Origin of the sequence: Hymenobacter sp., from assembly GCF_036388155.1 — a bacterium.
Classification (GTDB): Bacteria; Bacteroidota; Bacteroidia; order Cytophagales; family Hymenobacteraceae; genus Hymenobacter.
This window is the reverse complement of the sequence record NZ_DASVSI010000046.1, coordinates 1-16,726: the sequence shown is the minus strand read 5'-3', so window position 1 is coordinate 16,726 and position 16,726 is coordinate 1. Positions and strand designations below refer to the sequence as shown.

At 60.6% G+C, this 16,726-nt stretch carries 16 protein-coding genes; 7 read left to right on the top strand and 9 right to left on the bottom strand.

Annotated features, from left to right (window positions below; genetic code table 11):
- The 3 genes from VF629_RS06960 to VF629_RS06950 form a co-directional block, all read left to right on the top strand.
- Positions 1 to 519 (top strand): aminotransferase class IV (locus VF629_RS06960; RefSeq protein WP_331057739.1); only part of this gene is annotated, 519 nt, incomplete at its 5' end.
- A gap of 173 nt (positions 520 to 692) precedes the next feature.
- Entirely contained in the window at positions 693 to 1,796 is a 1,104-nt protein-coding gene (gene gcvT, locus VF629_RS06955) for a glycine cleavage system aminomethyltransferase GcvT (RefSeq protein ID WP_331057738.1), read from the top strand.
- Positions 1,797 to 1,936: 140 nt separating this feature from the next.
- Positions 1,937 to 2,662 (top strand): 2-phosphosulfolactate phosphatase, encoded by a 726-nt coding sequence (locus tag VF629_RS06950; protein WP_331057737.1) that lies wholly within the window; start codon positions 1,937 to 1,939, stop codon positions 2,660 to 2,662.
- On the opposite strand, the gene VF629_RS06945 is transcribed toward VF629_RS06950, so the two are convergent.
- Positions 2,659 to 3,012: a nucleotide pyrophosphohydrolase gene (locus tag VF629_RS06945; protein WP_331057736.1), complete on the bottom strand. Its 354-nt coding sequence runs from the start codon at positions 3,010 to 3,012 to the stop codon at positions 2,659 to 2,661. The two genes, VF629_RS06950 and VF629_RS06945, sit on opposite strands and share 4 nt — an antisense overlap.
- A 116-nt stretch (positions 3,013 to 3,128) precedes the next feature.
- Entirely contained in the window at positions 3,129 to 3,575 is a 447-nt protein-coding gene (dtd, locus tag VF629_RS06940; RefSeq protein ID WP_331057735.1) for a D-aminoacyl-tRNA deacylase, read from the bottom strand.
- Positions 3,576 to 3,664: 89 nt separating this feature from the next.
- Here dtd and VF629_RS06935 point away from each other — a divergent pair, with 89 nt between their 5' ends.
- Positions 3,665 to 5,185 (top strand): hypothetical protein, encoded by a 1,521-nt coding sequence (locus tag VF629_RS06935; RefSeq protein WP_331057734.1) that lies wholly within the window; start codon positions 3,665 to 3,667, stop codon positions 5,183 to 5,185.
- 160 nt (positions 5,186 to 5,345) lie between these two features.
- On the opposite strand, the gene mltG is transcribed toward VF629_RS06935, so the two are convergent.
- Positions 5,346 to 6,389 carry an endolytic transglycosylase MltG gene (mltG, locus tag VF629_RS06930; protein WP_331057733.1) on the bottom strand — a complete coding sequence of 348 codons (1,044 nt, stop codon included), beginning with the start codon at positions 6,387 to 6,389 and terminating at the stop codon, positions 5,346 to 5,348.
- An 89-nt stretch (positions 6,390 to 6,478) separates the two neighbouring features.
- Positions 6,479 to 7,981, bottom strand: coding sequence for a helix-turn-helix domain-containing protein (locus tag VF629_RS06925; RefSeq protein ID WP_331057732.1), 1,503 nt, complete (start codon positions 7,979 to 7,981; stop codon positions 6,479 to 6,481).
- A 273-nt stretch (positions 7,982 to 8,254) separates the two neighbouring features.
- Between VF629_RS06925 and aceB the strand changes: the two genes are divergently transcribed.
- Positions 8,255 to 9,880, top strand: a complete 1,626-nt coding sequence (aceB, locus tag VF629_RS06920) for a malate synthase A (RefSeq protein ID WP_331057731.1) — start codon at positions 8,255 to 8,257, stop codon at positions 9,878 to 9,880.
- Between the two features lie 225 nt (positions 9,881 to 10,105).
- Positions 10,106 to 11,389: an isocitrate lyase gene (aceA, locus tag VF629_RS06915; RefSeq protein ID WP_331057730.1), complete on the top strand. Its 1,284-nt coding sequence runs from the start codon at positions 10,106 to 10,108 to the stop codon at positions 11,387 to 11,389.
- Positions 11,390 to 11,581: 192 nt separating this feature from the next.
- On the opposite strand, the gene VF629_RS06910 is transcribed toward aceA, so the two are convergent.
- The 3 genes from VF629_RS06910 to VF629_RS06900 form a co-directional block, all read right to left on the bottom strand.
- Positions 11,582 to 12,751 (bottom strand): ribonuclease D, encoded by a 1,170-nt coding sequence (locus tag VF629_RS06910; protein WP_331057729.1) that lies wholly within the window; start codon positions 12,749 to 12,751, stop codon positions 11,582 to 11,584.
- Between the two features lie 282 nt (positions 12,752 to 13,033).
- Positions 13,034 to 13,945 (bottom strand): prohibitin family protein, encoded by a 912-nt coding sequence (locus VF629_RS06905; RefSeq protein WP_331057728.1) that lies wholly within the window; start codon positions 13,943 to 13,945, stop codon positions 13,034 to 13,036.
- Between the two features lie 62 nt (positions 13,946 to 14,007).
- The gene (locus tag VF629_RS06900; protein WP_331057727.1) at positions 14,008 to 14,472 is read right to left on the bottom strand and encodes a hypothetical protein; all 465 of its coding nucleotides are present in this window, start codon (positions 14,470 to 14,472) and stop codon (positions 14,008 to 14,010) included.
- A 135-nt stretch (positions 14,473 to 14,607) separates the two neighbouring features.
- Between VF629_RS06900 and VF629_RS06895 the strand changes: the two genes are divergently transcribed.
- The gene (locus VF629_RS06895) at positions 14,608 to 14,838 is read left to right on the top strand and encodes a hypothetical protein (protein ID WP_331057726.1); all 231 of its coding nucleotides are present in this window, start codon (positions 14,608 to 14,610) and stop codon (positions 14,836 to 14,838) included.
- A gap of 138 nt (positions 14,839 to 14,976) precedes the next feature.
- Here VF629_RS06895 and VF629_RS06890 read toward each other — a convergent pair whose 3' ends face one another.
- Positions 14,977 to 15,333 (bottom strand): hypothetical protein, encoded by a 357-nt coding sequence (locus VF629_RS06890; RefSeq protein ID WP_331057725.1) that lies wholly within the window; start codon positions 15,331 to 15,333, stop codon positions 14,977 to 14,979.
- A gap of 64 nt (positions 15,334 to 15,397) precedes the next feature.
- Positions 15,398 to 16,675 (bottom strand): S-adenosylmethionine:tRNA ribosyltransferase-isomerase, encoded by a 1,278-nt coding sequence (locus VF629_RS06885; RefSeq protein ID WP_331057724.1) that lies wholly within the window; start codon positions 16,673 to 16,675, stop codon positions 15,398 to 15,400.
- Between the last annotated feature and the right edge of the window lie 51 nt (positions 16,676 to 16,726).

Sequence of the window (16,726 nt, the reverse complement as noted above, 5' to 3'; positions counted from 1 at the left end):
TACGTGCGCTCGGCTGAGGGCGGCGCGGGCTACGCCAAAAACGCGGGCAACTACGGCGCCGCCATGTACCCCACAAAACTGGCCCAAACCGAAGGCTACAACCAGCTCATCTGGACCGATGCCTCCCAGCACCAGTACGTGGAGGAGTCGGGCACGATGAACGCCCTTTTTGTGATTGACGGCAAGGTGGTAACGCCGGCCCTGAGCACGTCCATCCTGGACGGTGTGACCCGCCGCAGCGTGCTGCAATTGGCCCGCGATATGGGCCTGACCGTGGAAGAGCGCAAAGTGGGCAGCCGCGAAGTAATGGACGCCCTGGCCGCCGGCAAGCTGAACGAGGCGTTTGGCGTGGGCACGGCCGCTACCATTGCGCCCATGGCCACCATCGGCTACGAAGGCCAGGACTACGATTTGCCTGAGGTTGGCCCCAATGCTTTCTCGAAGCGCGTGGGTGCTGCCCTGGACGCCATTCGCACCGGCGAGGGCGCCGACGTGCACAACTGGATGGTGCGGGTATAGGCGGTGAGATAGTGAATTTGTGAACTGGTGAGTTTGATGTTCTACCGGCGTGTTTGGCGCTGGGGAGTATTGAGCTCACCATTCTTATTTACGGCACTGCTTTTTCTGCCGACCTTTGCCGCGTATTCCTACCCAAGCTCATCACACTCATCATTTCACCACCTCACCGCTTCATGACCGTTTCCCTGAAAACCGTAACCCTCAACGACACGCACCGCAAGCTGGGCGCTAAAATGGTGCCTTTCGCTGGCTACGACATGCCGGTGCGCTATTCCTCCGACCTCGACGAGCACCACACCGTGCGCCGGGCCGTGGGTATTTTCGACGTGTCGCACATGGGCGAATTTCGGTTGCGCGGTCCTCAGGCCCTGGACTTGATTCAGCGCGTGACCAGCAACGACGCCAGCAAGCTGGCCGACGGCAAAGCGCAATACTCCTGCCTGCCCAACCACGACGGCGGCATTGTGGACGATTTGCTGGTGTACAAGCTGGCCGATGAGGACTACTTGCTGGTGGTGAATGCTTCGAATATTGAGAAGGACTGGAACTGGATTCAGCACCACAACACGCAGGGCGTGGAGATGGAAGACATCTCGGACCGCACCAGCCTGTTTGCCGTGCAGGGCCCCAAAGCCAATGCGGCGCTGCAGCAGCTGACCGACGTGGACCTGAGCACCATTCCGTACTACTCGTTTGTGCAAGGCACCTTGGCCGGAGCGCCCAACGTCATCATTTCAGCCACCGGCTATACCGGCGCGGGTGGTTTCGAGTTGTACATTCCCAACGAAAGCGCCGCGGAGGTGTGGGAGAAAATCATGCTGGCCGGCCAGGCGTACGGCATCAAGCCCATTGGCCTGGGCGCACGCGACACGCTCCGCCTCGAGATGGGTTACTGCCTGTACGGCAACGACATCGACGACGCCACGTCGCCCTTGGAAGCCGGGTTGGGTTGGATTACCAAATTCACCAAAGAATTCACGAACTCCGCCAATCTGAAGAAGCAGAAGGACGCTGGCGTGAGCAAAAAGCTGGTGGGCTTCGTGATGGACGGTCCCGGTATTCCGCGCGGCCACTATGAGCTGGTTGACGCCGAGGGCCAAAAGATTGGCGACGTGACCAGCGGTACGCAGTCGCCTTCGCTGAGCAAAGGCATTGGCCTGGGCTACGTGAAAACCGAGTTTGCGGTCCCCGGCACGCAGATTTTCGTGCAGATACGCGGCAAAAACCTGCCCGCTACGGTGAGTAAGCTCCCGCTGACTAAAGGCACGGAAGAATAAGAACGAGTACCGCGAAATTGCATTTCGCCTCGCCGCGAAGCAGCGACTGCTAGTCTTGTTGACGCTGCATACTTTCATTCCTTTGCCTCAATTCGCCGCGTTGCGGCGACGCGAAATGAAATTTCGCGGTACTCGTTCTCATGCCCAAACTAGACATTTGCTTCTCGCCGGAGCTGTTGCCGTTGTATGATTTGCGTGGTCAGGTGGCCGTGATTGTGGACATACTGCGGGCCTCCAGCACCATTGTGACGGCGCTGGGGGAAGGCATTAGCCACGTTTTTCCGGTGGCTTCGCTGGAAGAATGCGCCGCCTACGGCCAACAGCACGGCTGCCTGACCGCTGCCGAGCGCGACGGCATTCCCGCCGCAGGCTTCGATTTGGGCAATTCTCCCTTCGGGTTTCTCGACGCAGAACGGCCGGTGCGGGGCCGCGCGCTCACCATCAGCACCACGAATGGCACCACCGCCCTGCGGCGTTCCTTAGCGGCCGAGGCGGTGGTGGTAGGCGCTTTCCTGAACTTGGGCGCCGTGGCAGACTTCGCCAAGCGGCAGGGGCGTGACGTACTGGTGGTGTGCGCCGGCTGGAAAGGACAGTTCTGCCTGGAAGACATGGTTTTTGGCGGGGCCCTGGCCGAACGGCTGGCCGGTGACTTCGACGTTCACAGCTCCGATGCCACACTGGCCGCACTGCACTTGTGGCGGCAAGGCAAGGCTGACTTGTCGGCTTATCTGCTGCAGTCGGCCCACGTGCGCCGCCTCAATTCGCTGGAAGCCAGCCAGGATTTCGAATTCTGCATTCGGCTGGATGCTTACCCCGATGTGCTTCCCATTTGGCAGGAGGACCGGCTCATCAATGCGAAGAATTAGGCTGACGGGCGGTTCTTGTCCTGGGGTTTTAATTTCTCGTTGTCCTGGTGCCGTTGGCTGTCGCGCTGGGTTTTCTTGGCCAGGTTGCGGCCAAGGGCTTCCGTCAAGTCTACGCCGGTTTGGTTGGCCAGGCAGATGACCACAAAGAGCACATCGGCTAGCTCGTCGCCTAGTTCCCGGCCTTTGTCCGACTCTTTGAAGGACTGCTCGCCGTATTGCCGCGAGATGAGCCGTGCCACTTCCCCCACCTCTTCGGTGAGGATGGCCATGTTGGTCAGTTCGTTGAAATAACGGACTCCGGTGGTGTTTATCCAGGTATCGACGGTTTGTTGGGCTTCTTCGATGGTCATGCGAGGAATCGTTTAGTAACGGAACATAAGCAGTAAGACACAAGAAAGGCCGCAAGAGGTTTGCAATGCGTCAGTTATCCTCCAGCTACTCATTCCCGGCTTCTTACCCAAGGCATTTACGCGGGCGAGTCGAGCACAATGGTCACGGGGCCATCGTTAAGCAGGCTCACTTGCATGTCGGCGCCGAAGATGCCGGTGGGCACGGGCTTGCCCAATTCGGCTGCTACCATGGCCACAAACTGCTCGTACAGCGGTTCCGCAATGGGCGGTGGGGCCGCTCCGATGTAGCTGGGCCGGTTGCCCTTGCGCGCGTCTGCCAACAGGGTAAACTGGCTGACCACCAGTACTTGCCCGCCGGTGTCGGCCACGCTGCGGTTCATCTGGCCGTTCTCGTCGTTGAAAATGCGCAGCTGCACCAACTTGCGGCACATCCACGTGAGCGCCGCCGCAGTATCGGTAGGGGCGAAGCCGGCCAGGACCAGCAAGCCGGGGCCAATTTGCCCGGTAGTCTGTCCGTCGACGGTGACTTGGGCTTGGGTGACGCGCTGAATGACAAGGCGCATGTAGAAGTAAGTGGAAGAATACAACAAAAACCGAGGCGGTAATACAGCAGGGCTGCCGACCTTCGCGCTAGCCAGTGCCAAACCAGTAAATGCCCGTCCCAGCCGGTAAAAATAACGCCCATTCACCCGCCCGGCGCCTATTGTGGCTGCTGGCGGGGCTGCTGTTGGTGGCGGCGGTGCGGCTGTGGCGCTTGCCCGAAGCCGGGCCGCCCGACTACGATTCGGCGCACAACTGGCAAATTGTGCAGGAGTTAGCGCAGGGAAATTTTACGCACTTGTTTCACCACGGCAGCCCCGGCTTTTTTTTGCTTTACGCACCGGTTGCGCTGTTCACGAGGGACTTTTGGGTTTTCCAAACCATCAATGCGCTGTTTGGCGTGGTGGGCGTGGGGCTGTTTGTGCAGTGGGTTTCCCGAAAAGCCCGCCTGACTGGCCCCGAGACGCTGGCCTTGGCCTTGCTGGGCGGCACCACGCTGCTGCTCACTTTTTCGGGCCGCGATTTTACCATGAGTTCGCTCAACCTTGTGGTGTTTGCGGCCCTGCTGCGCAGCCACTTTGCCCGCCTGCACCGGCCCAGCCCTGCGGCCCTGGTGCACGTAGCCGGTTGGCTGGCCCTGGGGCTGAGCATAGATTATAAATTCCTGTTTACAGTTCCCATTCTGCTGGTGCTCGAGCTCTGGCAAGGCGACGGTCTGTGGCGGCAGCCCGCTACCTGGAGGCGCGTGTTGCTGGTGCTGGCTGTGCCCTACCTAGTACTCGGGACGCTGGGTGTGCTGCTGGGGCTGCCCTGGTACCGCTGGCTGGCTTTCTATGTGCGGGTAGTGTTTCCCGCGGAAGCCAACCCCGCCGGCCGACAAGCAACCCTGCACCCGGACTTGCTTTACTACGTCCGCTACCTGCTCAGCTACGAGTCGCCGGTGTTGCTGGGTGGGCTGGGAGCGACAGGGTGGCTGGTGTGGCGCCGCTGGCGGACGGGTGACTACGGCCGCGGCCAGGCCCTGCCGCTGCTGCCGTACTTGCTGGTGTGGGCCGCCTGCTTGCTGGCTGGCATGTCGCTACTCCTGAAGGCGCCCCGCGGCTTGCTGTTTACTTACTTGCCGCTGGCAGCATTGGCCGTGCTGAGTGCCCGGCACCGGCTGCCCAACTGGGCCCTGTTGGGCGTGGCCGCGGCTGCTGTTGCCCTAAACCTGTTTCGTATTCAGCGGCACATTTATGCGCACTTGCCCACCCGCTACCCGCACGTGGCCGCCTGGCTACGAGCGCACGACGCCACTGCAATTGCCAGCACGGTAGGCATGGGCTTGGCTCCGTACCTGCTGGAAAACCAAACGCTCAAGGTGGTCACCAACGAAAAGCAGCTGGCCCACCTGCGGCAGCAAGGCTACCAATACGTATTGCTGGACGGCTACTGGCGCGTGGCCGGCGTGCACCGGTTCGACTCGTTGCGCCGGCAGGTGCCGGTAGCGGCGTGGGAGGCTCCTCAGCTACAGGAGCCGCTGCTGTTTCTGGAGCACTCCGAGTACACCGGACTGGGGTACAGCGAGACCCTCGCCGCCAGCCAGGCCGCTGCCCTTGATACCCTCGGTTTGCGAGTTTATCGGTTAAAGTAGTTGGCACGAGTACCCCGAAATTTCATTTCGGCCCGTCAGAACATTCCCTCTTGTCGTTTCATCGGGCCGAAATGAAATTTCGGGGTACTCGTTTAGGCGCGTTCCTATATAGACCAAAAAAAGCTTGATAAAGTCGTTTGCTACTCGTGCCGACTTTGTTTTAACGCTTCACGCCCAGGCTATCGAGCCGGTGCTGGTAGCGGCGGGCATTCTTCTTGTGCTCGGCGTAGGTTTCGGCAAAATCGGAGAAGCCGCTGCCGTCGGGCCGGGCACAGAAAAACAAGTTGTTGTTGTGCGCTGGCTTCAGCACGGCATCCAGCGAGCTGGGCCGGGGGGTGGTGATGGGGCCCGGCGGCAGGCCTTTATGCCGGTAGGTGTTGTAGGGCGAGTCCACTTTTTTGTCCACGTTCAGCACGCGCTTGCGGGTGCCCAGGCCGTGGAGGGGCCAAAGCAAAGTAGGGTCGGCTTGCAAGGGCTGCCGATTGCGCAGGCGGTTGAGGTACACGGCCGCGATGAGGGGTTTGTCGGTGGGCTGGGCCGTCTCGCGCTGCACAATGCTGGCCAGCACGCTCACCTGCACGGGCGTCATTTTCAAGGAGTCGGCCCGCCGGCGGCGTTCGGCCGTCCAGAAGCGGCGGTGCGTGGCAGCCACCGTGTCCAGAAAAGCCGTGGGCGCAGCGTTCCACAGCAGCCGGTACTTGCCCGGAATGAACATGGTGCGGACCGTGCAGGTATCGAGCCGGTAACGGGCCCGCAAGCCCGCATTATTTCCCAACAGCAAGTGCAGTTTGAACGAGTCGGTTTCCAGGTGCCGGCTCACCTGCCGTGGCAACTGCTCGAGGTAGTGAAAGGGCTTCAACTCGAACTGCACCGTGTCCTGCTCTCCGTTGAGCAGCTTGCGCACCAAGTCCACGTTGCTCAGGTTCGGGTCGAGCCGGTAGCGGCCCGGCTTCACGTGGGCGGGGTAGTCGTGCTGCTCGGCCACCCACCGGAAAGTGGCGGGCTCGCGCAGCAGCTCATGCTTTTGCAAGGAATCCAGCACCGCCGCGTAGCCCGTACCCGTGCGGATGTACAAGTACGCCGCACCTTCGGCCGATGCCGTCACGTTGGGCCGGTAGGCAACGCGCCACACCGCGTACCCGGCCGCCCCCAACAAAAGGACTGGCACCAGCAGCAAGAAAACCCATTTACGGTTGTTAGGCATAGGCTACAAGCCGCGGCCCGAACTTAGCAATTCGGGCCGCAGCGTCGGTAGAAGTTGATAAGACCGTGTCACTGGCTGCAAAGTTCACCTCACTTGCCCTGGACCAGCGCGTCCACGGCCGCTTCAAACGCCTCCCGCTCGGCCTGACGGATGATTTCGGTGGGCGCCGCGGCCCGCGACTCGCAGTCGGGAATGGGGCAGCGCTCGCAGGTTTCGTTCACGATGCGGAAGGGGAGGACCGGGTCGGCCAGAAAACGGACTTGGCCCCGCAGGTTGTCGTCGCAGCGCAGGCCCACGGTAACGCTTAGCGCGGGCTGGGTGGGCGTGCCGGCGCGGGCCAGCGTGAAGCACAGGTACTCGTCGTCGGTGCCGAAATAGCGCGAGCGTTGGGCGCCGGCCACCGTCACGGGAGCTGCGGCGGTGTCGGGAATGGGTAGGGCCCGCGCTTCGTCCATCAGCCGCAGGCTCACCCAGCGGCGGCAATAATGCTCGTTCAGCTCGTTGCCGTGGGGGTTGTGCAGGCGGGCCAGGTGCAGCTCTTTGGTCAGCTCATAGGTGGCCGAGGCGTCGCGCTGGTCGAAGCGCAAAAAGAACAGGCTTTGCAAGCCGAAATGCCGCGGCAGCAGCGTGGTGAGGCGCTGCATGAACATTTCGGGGCTCACGTCATACTGCGTCATCAGGTCGAGCAGCAGGTCGGGGCTCCATTTTTTGGCCGCAAAAACCTTCCGCACATCCCGCAGCAGGCTTTCCTCTTCCATCAGCAAGGCTCCGGCGAAATAAGAAGCCTTGAAGTTGTTCAGTACCTCGTCGAACGACCGGACCTGCGTGCTGCTGCTCACGTAGGGCCGCTCCGTCAGCTTTAAGTAGTTGAATGCCACCTCGCGGCCCAGCACGAAAGCTTGCTGGCCGCGGCTCAGCCCCGGCCGCAGCAGCAGCCGCTTGGTTTTGGGCTGAAACACCGACCGCAGCCGGGCTTGGGTGGCCACCGCGTGCTGGCCCAGCGTTTCGCGGTCGAGGGTGTAGCCGTAATCCTGCGTGAGCACGCGTTCCAATTGGCTCAGGTCGAACGGCGCGGCTGTGGACAGTTGGTGGCTCCCCACGAAGGCCTGCACGTCCTGCTCCAGGTCCTCGAAGTAGTTGTCGTGCATCTCCTGGAACGAGCGCAGCGCCGCCAGAAACAGGTGCTCCTGGCGCATTTCGTAGTTGCGCGCAATCTCGAAAATGGTGCTGATGAAGGCATTCATCTTAGCCGGCGCGTTGGCAATCAGGTCAATGATGCGGGCCGGCTCCAATCCATACATTTCCAGCGGAAACTCCTTTAGCATCTTGGAGTTGAGCAGCTCCGCGATGGGTTCGAGCCGGCGGGGCAGCTCCAGCGAGGTGAGCTGGTCGTAGCGCACGCCTAGGGCTTGGCTGAGGCTCAAAATTTTGTCGGCCTTGGGGTACTTTTTGCCTTTCTCAATCTCATTCAGGTAGCTCACCGACACGTCGCACATTCTTCCTAACTCGGCGGGGCTGAGGCCACGTTCCTGTCGTAACTCGCGCAGCTTCAGGCCAAAAATGAGGCGAACAACTTGGCCATGGTTGAGCATGTGTTGATTTTTTAATGTGCTGATGTGCTGATGTGCTGACGTGCTGACGTGTCCGAAATGCTCTTGAAAACTAGCGGAGGTGGCTTTCGGCCGCATTAAGCTGGTCGCCCAAAGATACGTTCCGCTGCAAATTTTTTTCTTTTAGCGAAAATTCGCTAACATTTATAAATTCGCTTGCGTATGTTTGTCCAAGACGCACGACAGTCGCTCGCTTCGGTTGAGGTCTCAGCTCATTGGCACATCGCACCATCAGCACATCAAAAAATTAATCCTATGCCTTTCACCGACACCGCCCCCGCGCCTCCGCCCACCTACCTCGCCCCTGAGCGGGTGAAAGTCATTGGCGCCTTTGCACCGGAGTACGCCGAAATTCTAACGCCCTCGGCCCTGGCCTTTGTGGCTGAGCTGCACCGCCGTTTCGACGGCACCCGGCAAGGCTTGCTAGCCCGGCGCACCGAACGCCAAGCTGATTTTGCCGCCGGTGTGTTACCCGATTTTCTGCCCGAAACCCAACGCCTTCGCGAGCAGGAATGGACCGTGGCCCCCGTGCCCGAAGACCTGCAAGACCGCCGCGTAGAAATCACCGGCCCGGTGGAGCGTAAGATGATTATCAACGCGTTGAATTCAGGCGCCAGCGTATTCATGGCCGACCTGGAAGACTCCAACGCGCCGACCTGGGAGAATGTGGTGCAGGGCCAAATCAACCTGCGCGACGCCGTGCGCCGCACCATTTCGCTCAGCACGCCTACCAAGGAGTACCGGCTGAACGAAAAAACCGCCGTGCTCATGGTGCGCCCCCGCGGCTGGCACTTGGTCGATAAGCACGTGCTGGTGGACGGCGAGCCCATCAGCGCGTCGCTGCTTGATTTCGGCCTGTATTATTTCCACAATGCGCACGAGCTGTGCGCCCGCGGCTCAGCGCCTTACTTCTATCTGCCCAAGCTGGAAAGCCACCTCGAAGCCCGGCTGTGGAACGACGTGTTTGGCTTTGCCCAATGGTCGCTGAAATTGCCCAAGTGCCTCATCAAGGCCACCGTACTGATTGAAACCCTGCCGGCGGCTTTCGAGCTCAATGAAATTCTGTATGAGCTGCGCGAACACAGCGCCGGCCTCAATTGCGGGCGCTGGGACTACATTTTCAGCTACATCAAGCGGCTGGGGCTGAACCCCGATTTCCGGCTGCCCAACCGGGCCGAAGTCACCATGACAGTGCCCTTCATGGCGGCGTATTCGCAGTTCGTCATCCAAACGTGCCACCGGCGCGGGGTACACGCCATCGGCGGGATGGCCGCCCAAATCCCCATCAAAAACGACCCAGCCGCCAACGAGGCTGCGTTGGAGAAGGTGCGGCAGGACAAAATCAGGGAAGCCACCAACGGGCACGACGGTACCTGGGTGGCGCACCCCGGCCTGGTGCCGGTGGCGCTGGAAGTCTTCAACCGCCTCATGCCCGGCCCCAACCAAATCGACAACAAGCGCCCCGACGTGCAGGTATCGGCCGCCGACTTGGTGCGCGCCCCCGAAGGAAGTATTACGGAGGACGGGCTGAAGCTCAACATCGACGTGGCCATTCAATACCTGGCCTCCTGGCTGGGTGGCAACGGCTGCGTGCCGATTTACAACCTGATGGAGGACGCGGCCACCGCCGAAATCAGCCGGGCCCAGGTGTGGCAGTGGCTGCACACGCCGGGCACGGTGCTGGCCGACGGCCGCCCTGTGACCACGGAACTGTACCGCTCGCTGGTGCCCGGCCAACTGGAAAAAATCAAAAGCCAGGTAGGCGAGGAAGCCTACGCCACGGGCCATTTCCTGGAAGCCGCCCGCCTATTCGACCGACTGGTGATGACCAAGGAATTCGTGGAATTTCTAACTGTGCCGGCCTACGAACAGCTAGCGTAGCGTGGACTCTGCGAGTCCGCGTAACGAGCACAGCGAGTATTGTCGCTTGGGTTTTAAACAACCTTTCTCCGAGAACAAGCGCGGTTAATGATACTCGCTGTGCTCGTTACGCGGACTCGCAGAGTCCACGCTACATCCCACATTCTAACGCCAATAAAGCTGCTCAACAAGCAGCCCGGCACCTCTTTGCCCAAAACCAACTGTCCACCATTCAACCCAAGTCCCATGAAACCACAAGCACAACGCACCGCCGAAATGGCCCTGGATTGGGCCCACAACCCTCGCTGGATAGGAATTGAGCGTCCATACGCGCCGGCCGATGTGGTGAAGCTGCAGGGCTCCGTGCACATCGAGTATTCGCTGGCCCGGCAGGGTGCCGAGCGGCTTTGGGAGCTGTTGCATTCGCAGGAGTACGTGGCGGGCTTGGGCGCCCTGACAGGCAACCAGGCGGTGCAGGAAGTGCAAGCCGGGTTGCAGGCCATCTACTTGAGCGGCTGGCAAGTAGCAGCCGATGCCAACGGTGCTGGCCACATGTACCCCGACCAAAGCCTGTACCCGGTGGACAGTGTGCCGGCGGTGGTGCGCCGCATCAACAACGCCCTGCTGCGGGCCGACCAGATTCAGCACCTCAGCGGCGAGGGCCGGGTGCACTGGCTGGCACCCATTGTGGCCGACGCCGAAGCTGGCTTTGGCGGCAACCTCAACGCGTTTGAGCTGATGAAGATGATGATAGAGGCCGGCGCCGCCGGGGTGCATTTTGAAGACCAGTTGTCATCGGCTAAAAAGTGCGGCCACTTGGGCGGCAAAGTGCTGGTACCGACGCAGGAAGCCATAAACAAGCTCGTGGCTGCCCGCCTTGCGGCCGACGTATTGAATGTGCCTACGCTACTAGTGGCCCGGACCGATGCCGACGCCGCCGACCTGCTCACCGCCGACGTGGACCCGCGCGACCAGCCCTTGATTCTGCAAGAGGCGGAGCGCACCAACGAAGGGTTCTACCGCATTCGCTGCGGCGTGGAAGCGGCCATTGCCCGCGGCCTGGCCTACGCTCCCTACGCCGACTTGCTATGGATGGAAACCTCCAACCCCGACCTGGAACAAGCCCGGCAGTTTGCCCAAGCCATCCACGCCAAATTTCCAGACAAACTGCTGGCCTACAACTGCTCGCCATCCTTCAACTGGGCTTCCAAGCTGAGCGTGCAGCAGATGGAAACCTTCCGGGAGGAGCTGGCGGCGCTGGGCTACAAATTTCAGTTTATCACCCTGGCCGGCTTCCATGCTCTCAACACCAGCATGTTTGAACTGGCGCAAGCCTACCGACAGCGCGGCATGGCTGGCTATTCGGAGCTTCAGGAGCGGGAGTTCGCCCTAGCAAAAGAGGGCTACCAGGCCGTGAAGCATCAGTCGTTTGTGGGCACCGGTTACTTTGACGCCGTGCAGAACGTGGTTACCAGCAACCAGACTAGCACCGCTGCTTTGGTTGGCAGCACGGAGGAAGCGCAATTCTAGACCACGGATTCATTCGGATTAGGTGGATTTCGCGGATTTTATGAGCAGGGCATAAGCGTCCAATTGTTCCATTCAATAAAAAAGGCGCCTCACTGAGGCGCCTTTTTTGCTCATGCTTTTTTTTGCTCATGCTCAAGAACTGAGGATTGGGAGCCGTTCACAAAAGCCGCCTAATCCGAATCAATCCGCGGTTCAGGCGAATGGCTCGGCAATTAGCTCGTAGTTCTCGTCGTGCTTTTCTGCGGCGTCTCGTAGCAGCTGCTGTTGCCAGGGGCGCAGGGCGGCGTTGGCTCCCAGCTCAATGATGTCGGCGATGAGACGGTTGCTGAGCACCATATTGGCCATGGTTGGGCCGTGGTCGGCGGCAAGGTGAGCCTTCAGCGTATTGAGCAGCGTTTCGCGGGCTTCGGCCCGGGAGGCCAAGGGGCCGTTGAGGCGCCGGCGGAACGGGAACTTGCGCTGCTCGGGTGGTAGCGGGGCCTCGGGTGCTAAGTCGGTGGTGCCGATGGCCAGGAGCTGTTCGGCGTAGGGCGAGCGTTTCAGCTCCGGGTGCAGGCCGTTGGCGGTGCGCAGCTGGTTGACATTTTCAATGGGTTGCCGGGTGAGCTCGGCCAACTTATCGTTGCTCAAAACGTGGTAGGGCGGGCGGTCGAGCTGCCGGGCCACGGCGTCGCGCAGCATGTACAGCTCGCGGAAAATTGGCATTTCCTGAGGCGAAATCTTGTATTTGGCGGCGTTGCGCGACCAGGGACGGGGGTCGTCCCGGCCGTAGCGCACCGACTCCAGCGCCAGGTTTTCCTGGGCGGCCCAGTCGCTGCGGCCCAGTTCGGCCAGTCGTGCGCTCAGCCGGTCGGTGAGTTCGAATAGGTACAGCACGTCGTTGGCGGCGTATTCTTTCTGTGCTTCGGTGAGCGGGCGCTTCAACCAATTCGACTTTTGCTCACCCTTATCAACTTCAAAGCCCAATTCGGCCTGAATGAGCCGACCGAGGGAAATGTTGTTGTCCTCGGCAGCAAGCAGGGTGAATTGCACGCTCGTGTCCACAATGTTGCGGCAGTTTACGCCGAAAAGCTCGTCGAGCAGCAGAATGTCTGACTTGCAGGAGTGAAACACCTTGGCCACCGCGGGGTCTCGGAGCACAACGAAGAGCGGCTCGAGCCCAGCGGCCATGTTCGGCAAGGGCAGTGGGTCAATCAGATGGACTTCCTTTCCGTCGAATACCTGAATCAGGGCCAAATGCCGCCCATAGCGGTGCCGCATGTCATCGAACTCCAAATCAATGCCGATGCGGGGCAGGGTGGCAAAATGGGTGGCGGCGTCGGCAATAGCGTCGGCAGTGGTGAGGTAATGAATGAGTGGCATTGAGGCGAAAGCAAATCGGCGGAACTGCCGCTTGGTCGGCCCAGAAGCAGCGCCGTAAAGGTAGGCATGTACGGCAGGCGGTGAGAAGTTATCATCGTTGTAGTTGAAAGGTCAAAACAAGCGAGTGTGATTGCATTAACCTTAACATGATGAAGTAGGAACTGTAAACAATCTATATTTTCTGAATTTTAAAACAACCATCCAAAACCGGAAAGCCCTCCGGTGGCCTGCTACAAAGCGAGTTCAGTCGGTAAATCAGAGCTTTTTGTTACATAAATTCGTTTACTTGTCCCCCAGCAGCAATTGAGGCACTTGGCCTCTTCCGCCACTCATGATTATGACCTTGGCGTTGGGCGAGGTGGCAATGGCTTGGTTGGCCTTGATGGTCTCGTATTGCAGCAGCTTGTCGCTGAGCTCGGTGTTCACGATGCGCTGGTAGTCGGCAATGCCTTGGGCTTCGACGCGCTTGCGGTCGGCTTCCTGCCGCTCTTTCTGCACCACGAACTGCATTTTTTGGGCTTCTTGCTCGGCTGAAATCTTGCTTTCGATGCTGGTTTTCACCGACTGCGGCAGCTGGATGTTGCGAATCAGAAGCTGGTCGAGCTGGAGGCCATTGCTGCGAAAGTCCTTCTCTATGGAAGTGAGAATTCGGGTTTGAAACTCCTCGCGGCGGGTGGAATACAGCGCCACGGCGTCGTAGTACACGGCGTTGTCGCGAATGCGGGTGCGCGAAATGGCCCGCACGATTTTGTCCTGATAGTCCTCCCCGATGGTTGATAGAATGCGCGGGGCCTGGGCCGGCACCACGTGGTAGAGCACCGTAAGGTCAATCACCACTTCCAGTCCGTCGGCCGACAGCACCCGAATGGCGTCGTCGCCGGCCTGCTGGCCTTCGGTGTGCTGGGCCGACATCGTGTAGTTCTGGGTACGGGTGTCGAAGCGCGTGATGTCGACGAGCGGGTTCACCACGCTCAAACCGGGTTGCAGCACGCGTTTTTGCACCTGGCCAAACAGTGTTTGCACGCCCACCTGGCCTACCCCAATCTGCACCACCGTGCTCAAGGCGATGCCGAGGACCAGAAAGGCACCGCCCAAGAAAATGAGACCACCTCGCAGCCGCTCCAGGCGCTCGGAAAACCGCGACGCATTCAGACCCAAAACGAGCAAGATGAAACCAAGAATGGTGAGGGCCATGGAAATGATGAGTTAGCTGGAGTGAGAAAATTAGTGAGACATAAAACCAGGGCACCGACCGGCTATTCGTCTTCGTCGGTGCTGAAATCGAGGGTGCGGGCCAAGTCTACCGCTTCTTGCGCTACCTCCTCCAGCAGCCGCGGAGCATCGGCATCGAGGGTGCGGCCGAAGAGGTTTAGCAATTCCTCGCCTTCCTCGTTCACGTACAGGTTTTCGTAGAGCCGGTCGAAAAGGCGAGCTTCGCGGCCAATGATGCGGTCAATGTCTTCCGGCGAGCGGGCTTCGTTGAGGGCGCGGTGCAGCACGTCCAGCACCTGACGGCTTTCGTCGTGGTCACCCAACTCCGACACCAGTTTGAGGATGCCCATGGCCAAGCCCAGACGCACTTGCTCGAACCGGAAAGGCTTTCCAGCCGGCGGAGCGGCTTGCAGCAGGTCGTGGGCTTGCAGGGCCGCGGGGGTGAGGTAGTACTTCACGTCGTTGGGAGCGGTGAAGGCAAGGTGCAGCAGTTGTTGGTAAGGGCTCATGGGAAAATGACGGGCTTGCGGGCGAAACAAGGCCTTGTGGGGTGCGTAAGCAGAAAGCCGAAAGGTACGCGTAGAAGGCAGCCATGCTGTTCATCGCACCTCAGCTTGCTTCATTACATTCCTTCTCTTTTTCTTATGACTCACAAGACCAAATGGCTCACGCTAGCACCGTTGGGCCTCGTCACCATTGGCGCGGGTGCCTGCATGATACAATGGGCCGGCTCGCTGATGCAGCAGCACGCTCCTACCAAAAAATGGGTGGCCGCTGGCACCGCTGCCCTCGTCGTTTTCAATGCAGGTATTAGCCTATTCGGCAACGGCGTGGCCGAAAGCGTGCTGTATCAACTCCGCGAAAAATCGGAGTAGCACCCGCCTGCGTCCTTTTCTTCGGCTCACAAAAAAGCCCCGGCGTTGCGGCCGGGGCTTAGAGGAAACGGGAAAGGAAATTACAACCAGTGCTGTCAGTGGGTGCTGGGCGGCGCCGGAGTGGTTAGGCGGGCGAACCTATTCGGTTTTGTCTTCCAATTTCTTGGTACCGCTCTTCACGGTAGAACCTACTTTTTGGGTGCCGCCTTTAACGGCGGTGCCGGTTTTCTTGGCGCCGCTCTTCACCACCGAGCCGGTCTTTTGGGCACCGCGCTTCACGACGCTGCCGCCTTTGCGGACCACGTTGCCAGCGGCGTCCTTGGTGTTGTCCAGGGCTGCGCCAACGTTGGTTTTGCCGGTTTTGGTGGTCACTTTGGTCGTGCCGTTGTCGCGCACTTCCACTTCGGTCTTGGGAGTAGCCGGAGTCACGTCTTGAGCGTTGGCAGCGGTGGTGGCGAGGGCCAGGCCAGCGAGCAACATGAGAGTCTTTTTCATGGGAAGGGATATTTTAAACGAAAGGTTGGAGTTGTACGCAACCCAGAACCAGATGTTTTCCGGTTCAGTCGGCGCCGGGGCCGCCCTTTCCCATTACCGTGCCAGGCAGCAGCAGCGAGCTGTCGCCGTAGCTCAGAAACCGGTAGCCGTGCGCTAGGGCGTGGTCGTACACGGCCCGCCAGCCGGGCCCAAGCAGCGCGGCCACCAGTAGCAGCAGCGTGCTCTCGGGCTGGTGGAAATTGGTAATTAGTCCATCCACCAAGCGGAACTTGTAGCTCGGCGCAATCAGCAAGCGGGTATTGGCTTCGAGGGTATCGGTGCCAGCGGCACGTAGGTGGCTCAGCAAAGCCGTAAGGGCACTTTCGGGGCTAATGCTGGCCGCGAATTCCATCATTTCATACGGCTGCCACTGGGTCACGAGCAGCTCACTGCCGGCAGGCGCCGGCCCTTGCAGCAGGCCCACGCCCAGCCAGTACAGCGACTCCAGGGTGCGTAGGCTGGTGGTGCCCACGGCCACCACCGGTCGGGGCCGATGAAAAAGCAATTGGTTGAGCAGCTCCGACGTCACCAACATGGGCTCGGTGTGCATGGGGTGCCCTGCCATCTGCTCTGCTTTCACCGGTTGAAACGTGCCCGCGCCCACGTGCAGCGTGACGTGCCCCGTCGAAAAGCCCTGCTTCTGCAACTCGTCCAGCAGTTCGGGTGTGAAGTGGAGGCCGGCTGTGGGGGCTGCCACGGCGCCTTCGGCGGCGGCGTACACCGTTTGGTAGCGCACGGCGTCGGTTGCGGTGTCGGGGCGGCCGAGGTAGGGGGGCAAAGGCAAGTGGCCGGCGGCGCGCAGCACTTCGGCGAAAGGAAGCGCAGCGGGTTCCCAGCTAAATAAGATTAGCGCAGTGCCAGCTTCCTGTACCTGGCGTTCGGCTTGTAGCGTGGCCTTTTGGCCGTCGGCTGTCTCAAATTCCACCGTTACCGGGCCTTCTTTCCAGCGGCGGCCGTTGCCCACCAGGCAGCGCCACGTGCATTGGCCGGTTTGCTGCAAGGCCAGCTCCAGGCTGCGGTGCGGGGCCACGGGCTCCAAACAAAAGAGCTCCACCTGCCCGCCCGTGGGCCGCCGGGCCAGCAGTCGCGCCCGCACCACGCGGGTATCGTTGAAGATGAGCAGCGTGCCGGCCGGCAGCTCCTCGGGTAGCTCCCGAAAATGCTTGTCAGTGATTTCGCCGCCGCGGCTGACGAGGAGGCGGCTGCTGGCCCGGTCGGGCAGGGGTTCGGGCGCGATGCGCTCGGCCGGCAGGGGATACGTGAAATCGTGGATGGAAAGCAGGCGCGGGTCGATAACGGTCATGCCGCAAAGGTCGGGCGCGGAAACGAGTTAAAACGCGCGAGGTGAAAGCGA

What these genes read in the sequence shown, in the direction of transcription:
- VF629_RS06895 (WP_331057726.1), top strand. Translation starts at nt 14,608, where the DNA reads ATGACTCACAAGACCAAATGGCTCACGCTAGCACCGTTGGGCCTCGTC.
- VF629_RS06925 (WP_331057732.1), bottom strand. Translation starts at nt 7,981, where the DNA reads ATGCTCAACCATGGCCAAGTTGTTCGCCTCATTTTTGGCCTGAAGCTG.
- VF629_RS06905 (WP_331057728.1), bottom strand. Translation starts at nt 13,945, where the DNA reads ATGGCCCTCACCATTCTTGGTTTCATCTTGCTCGTTTTGGGTCTGAAT.
- mltG (WP_331057733.1), bottom strand. Translation starts at nt 6,389, where the DNA reads ATGCCTAACAACCGTAAATGGGTTTTCTTGCTGCTGGTGCCAGTCCTT.
- VF629_RS06950 (WP_331057737.1), top strand. Translation starts at nt 1,937, where the DNA reads ATGCCCAAACTAGACATTTGCTTCTCGCCGGAGCTGTTGCCGTTGTAT.
- VF629_RS06885 (WP_331057724.1), bottom strand. Translation starts at nt 16,675, where the DNA reads ATGACCGTTATCGACCCGCGCCTGCTTTCCATCCACGATTTCACGTAT.
- VF629_RS06945 (WP_331057736.1), bottom strand. Translation starts at nt 3,012, where the DNA reads ATGACCATCGAAGAAGCCCAACAAACCGTCGATACCTGGATAAACACC.
- VF629_RS06890 (WP_331057725.1), bottom strand. Translation starts at nt 15,333, where the DNA reads ATGAAAAAGACTCTCATGTTGCTCGCTGGCCTGGCCCTCGCCACCACC.
- aceB (WP_331057731.1), top strand. Translation starts at nt 8,255, where the DNA reads ATGCCTTTCACCGACACCGCCCCCGCGCCTCCGCCCACCTACCTCGCC.
- VF629_RS06910 (WP_331057729.1), bottom strand. Translation starts at nt 12,751, where the DNA reads ATGCCACTCATTCATTACCTCACCACTGCCGACGCTATTGCCGACGCC.
- gcvT (WP_331057738.1), top strand. Translation starts at nt 693, where the DNA reads ATGACCGTTTCCCTGAAAACCGTAACCCTCAACGACACGCACCGCAAG.
- dtd (WP_331057735.1), bottom strand. Translation starts at nt 3,575, where the DNA reads ATGCGCCTTGTCATTCAGCGCGTCACCCAAGCCCAAGTCACCGTCGAC.
- VF629_RS06900 (WP_331057727.1), bottom strand. Translation starts at nt 14,472, where the DNA reads ATGAGCCCTTACCAACAACTGCTGCACCTTGCCTTCACCGCTCCCAAC.
- aceA (WP_331057730.1), top strand. Translation starts at nt 10,106, where the DNA reads ATGAAACCACAAGCACAACGCACCGCCGAAATGGCCCTGGATTGGGCC.
- VF629_RS06935 (WP_331057734.1), top strand. Translation starts at nt 3,665, where the DNA reads ATGCCCGTCCCAGCCGGTAAAAATAACGCCCATTCACCCGCCCGGCGC.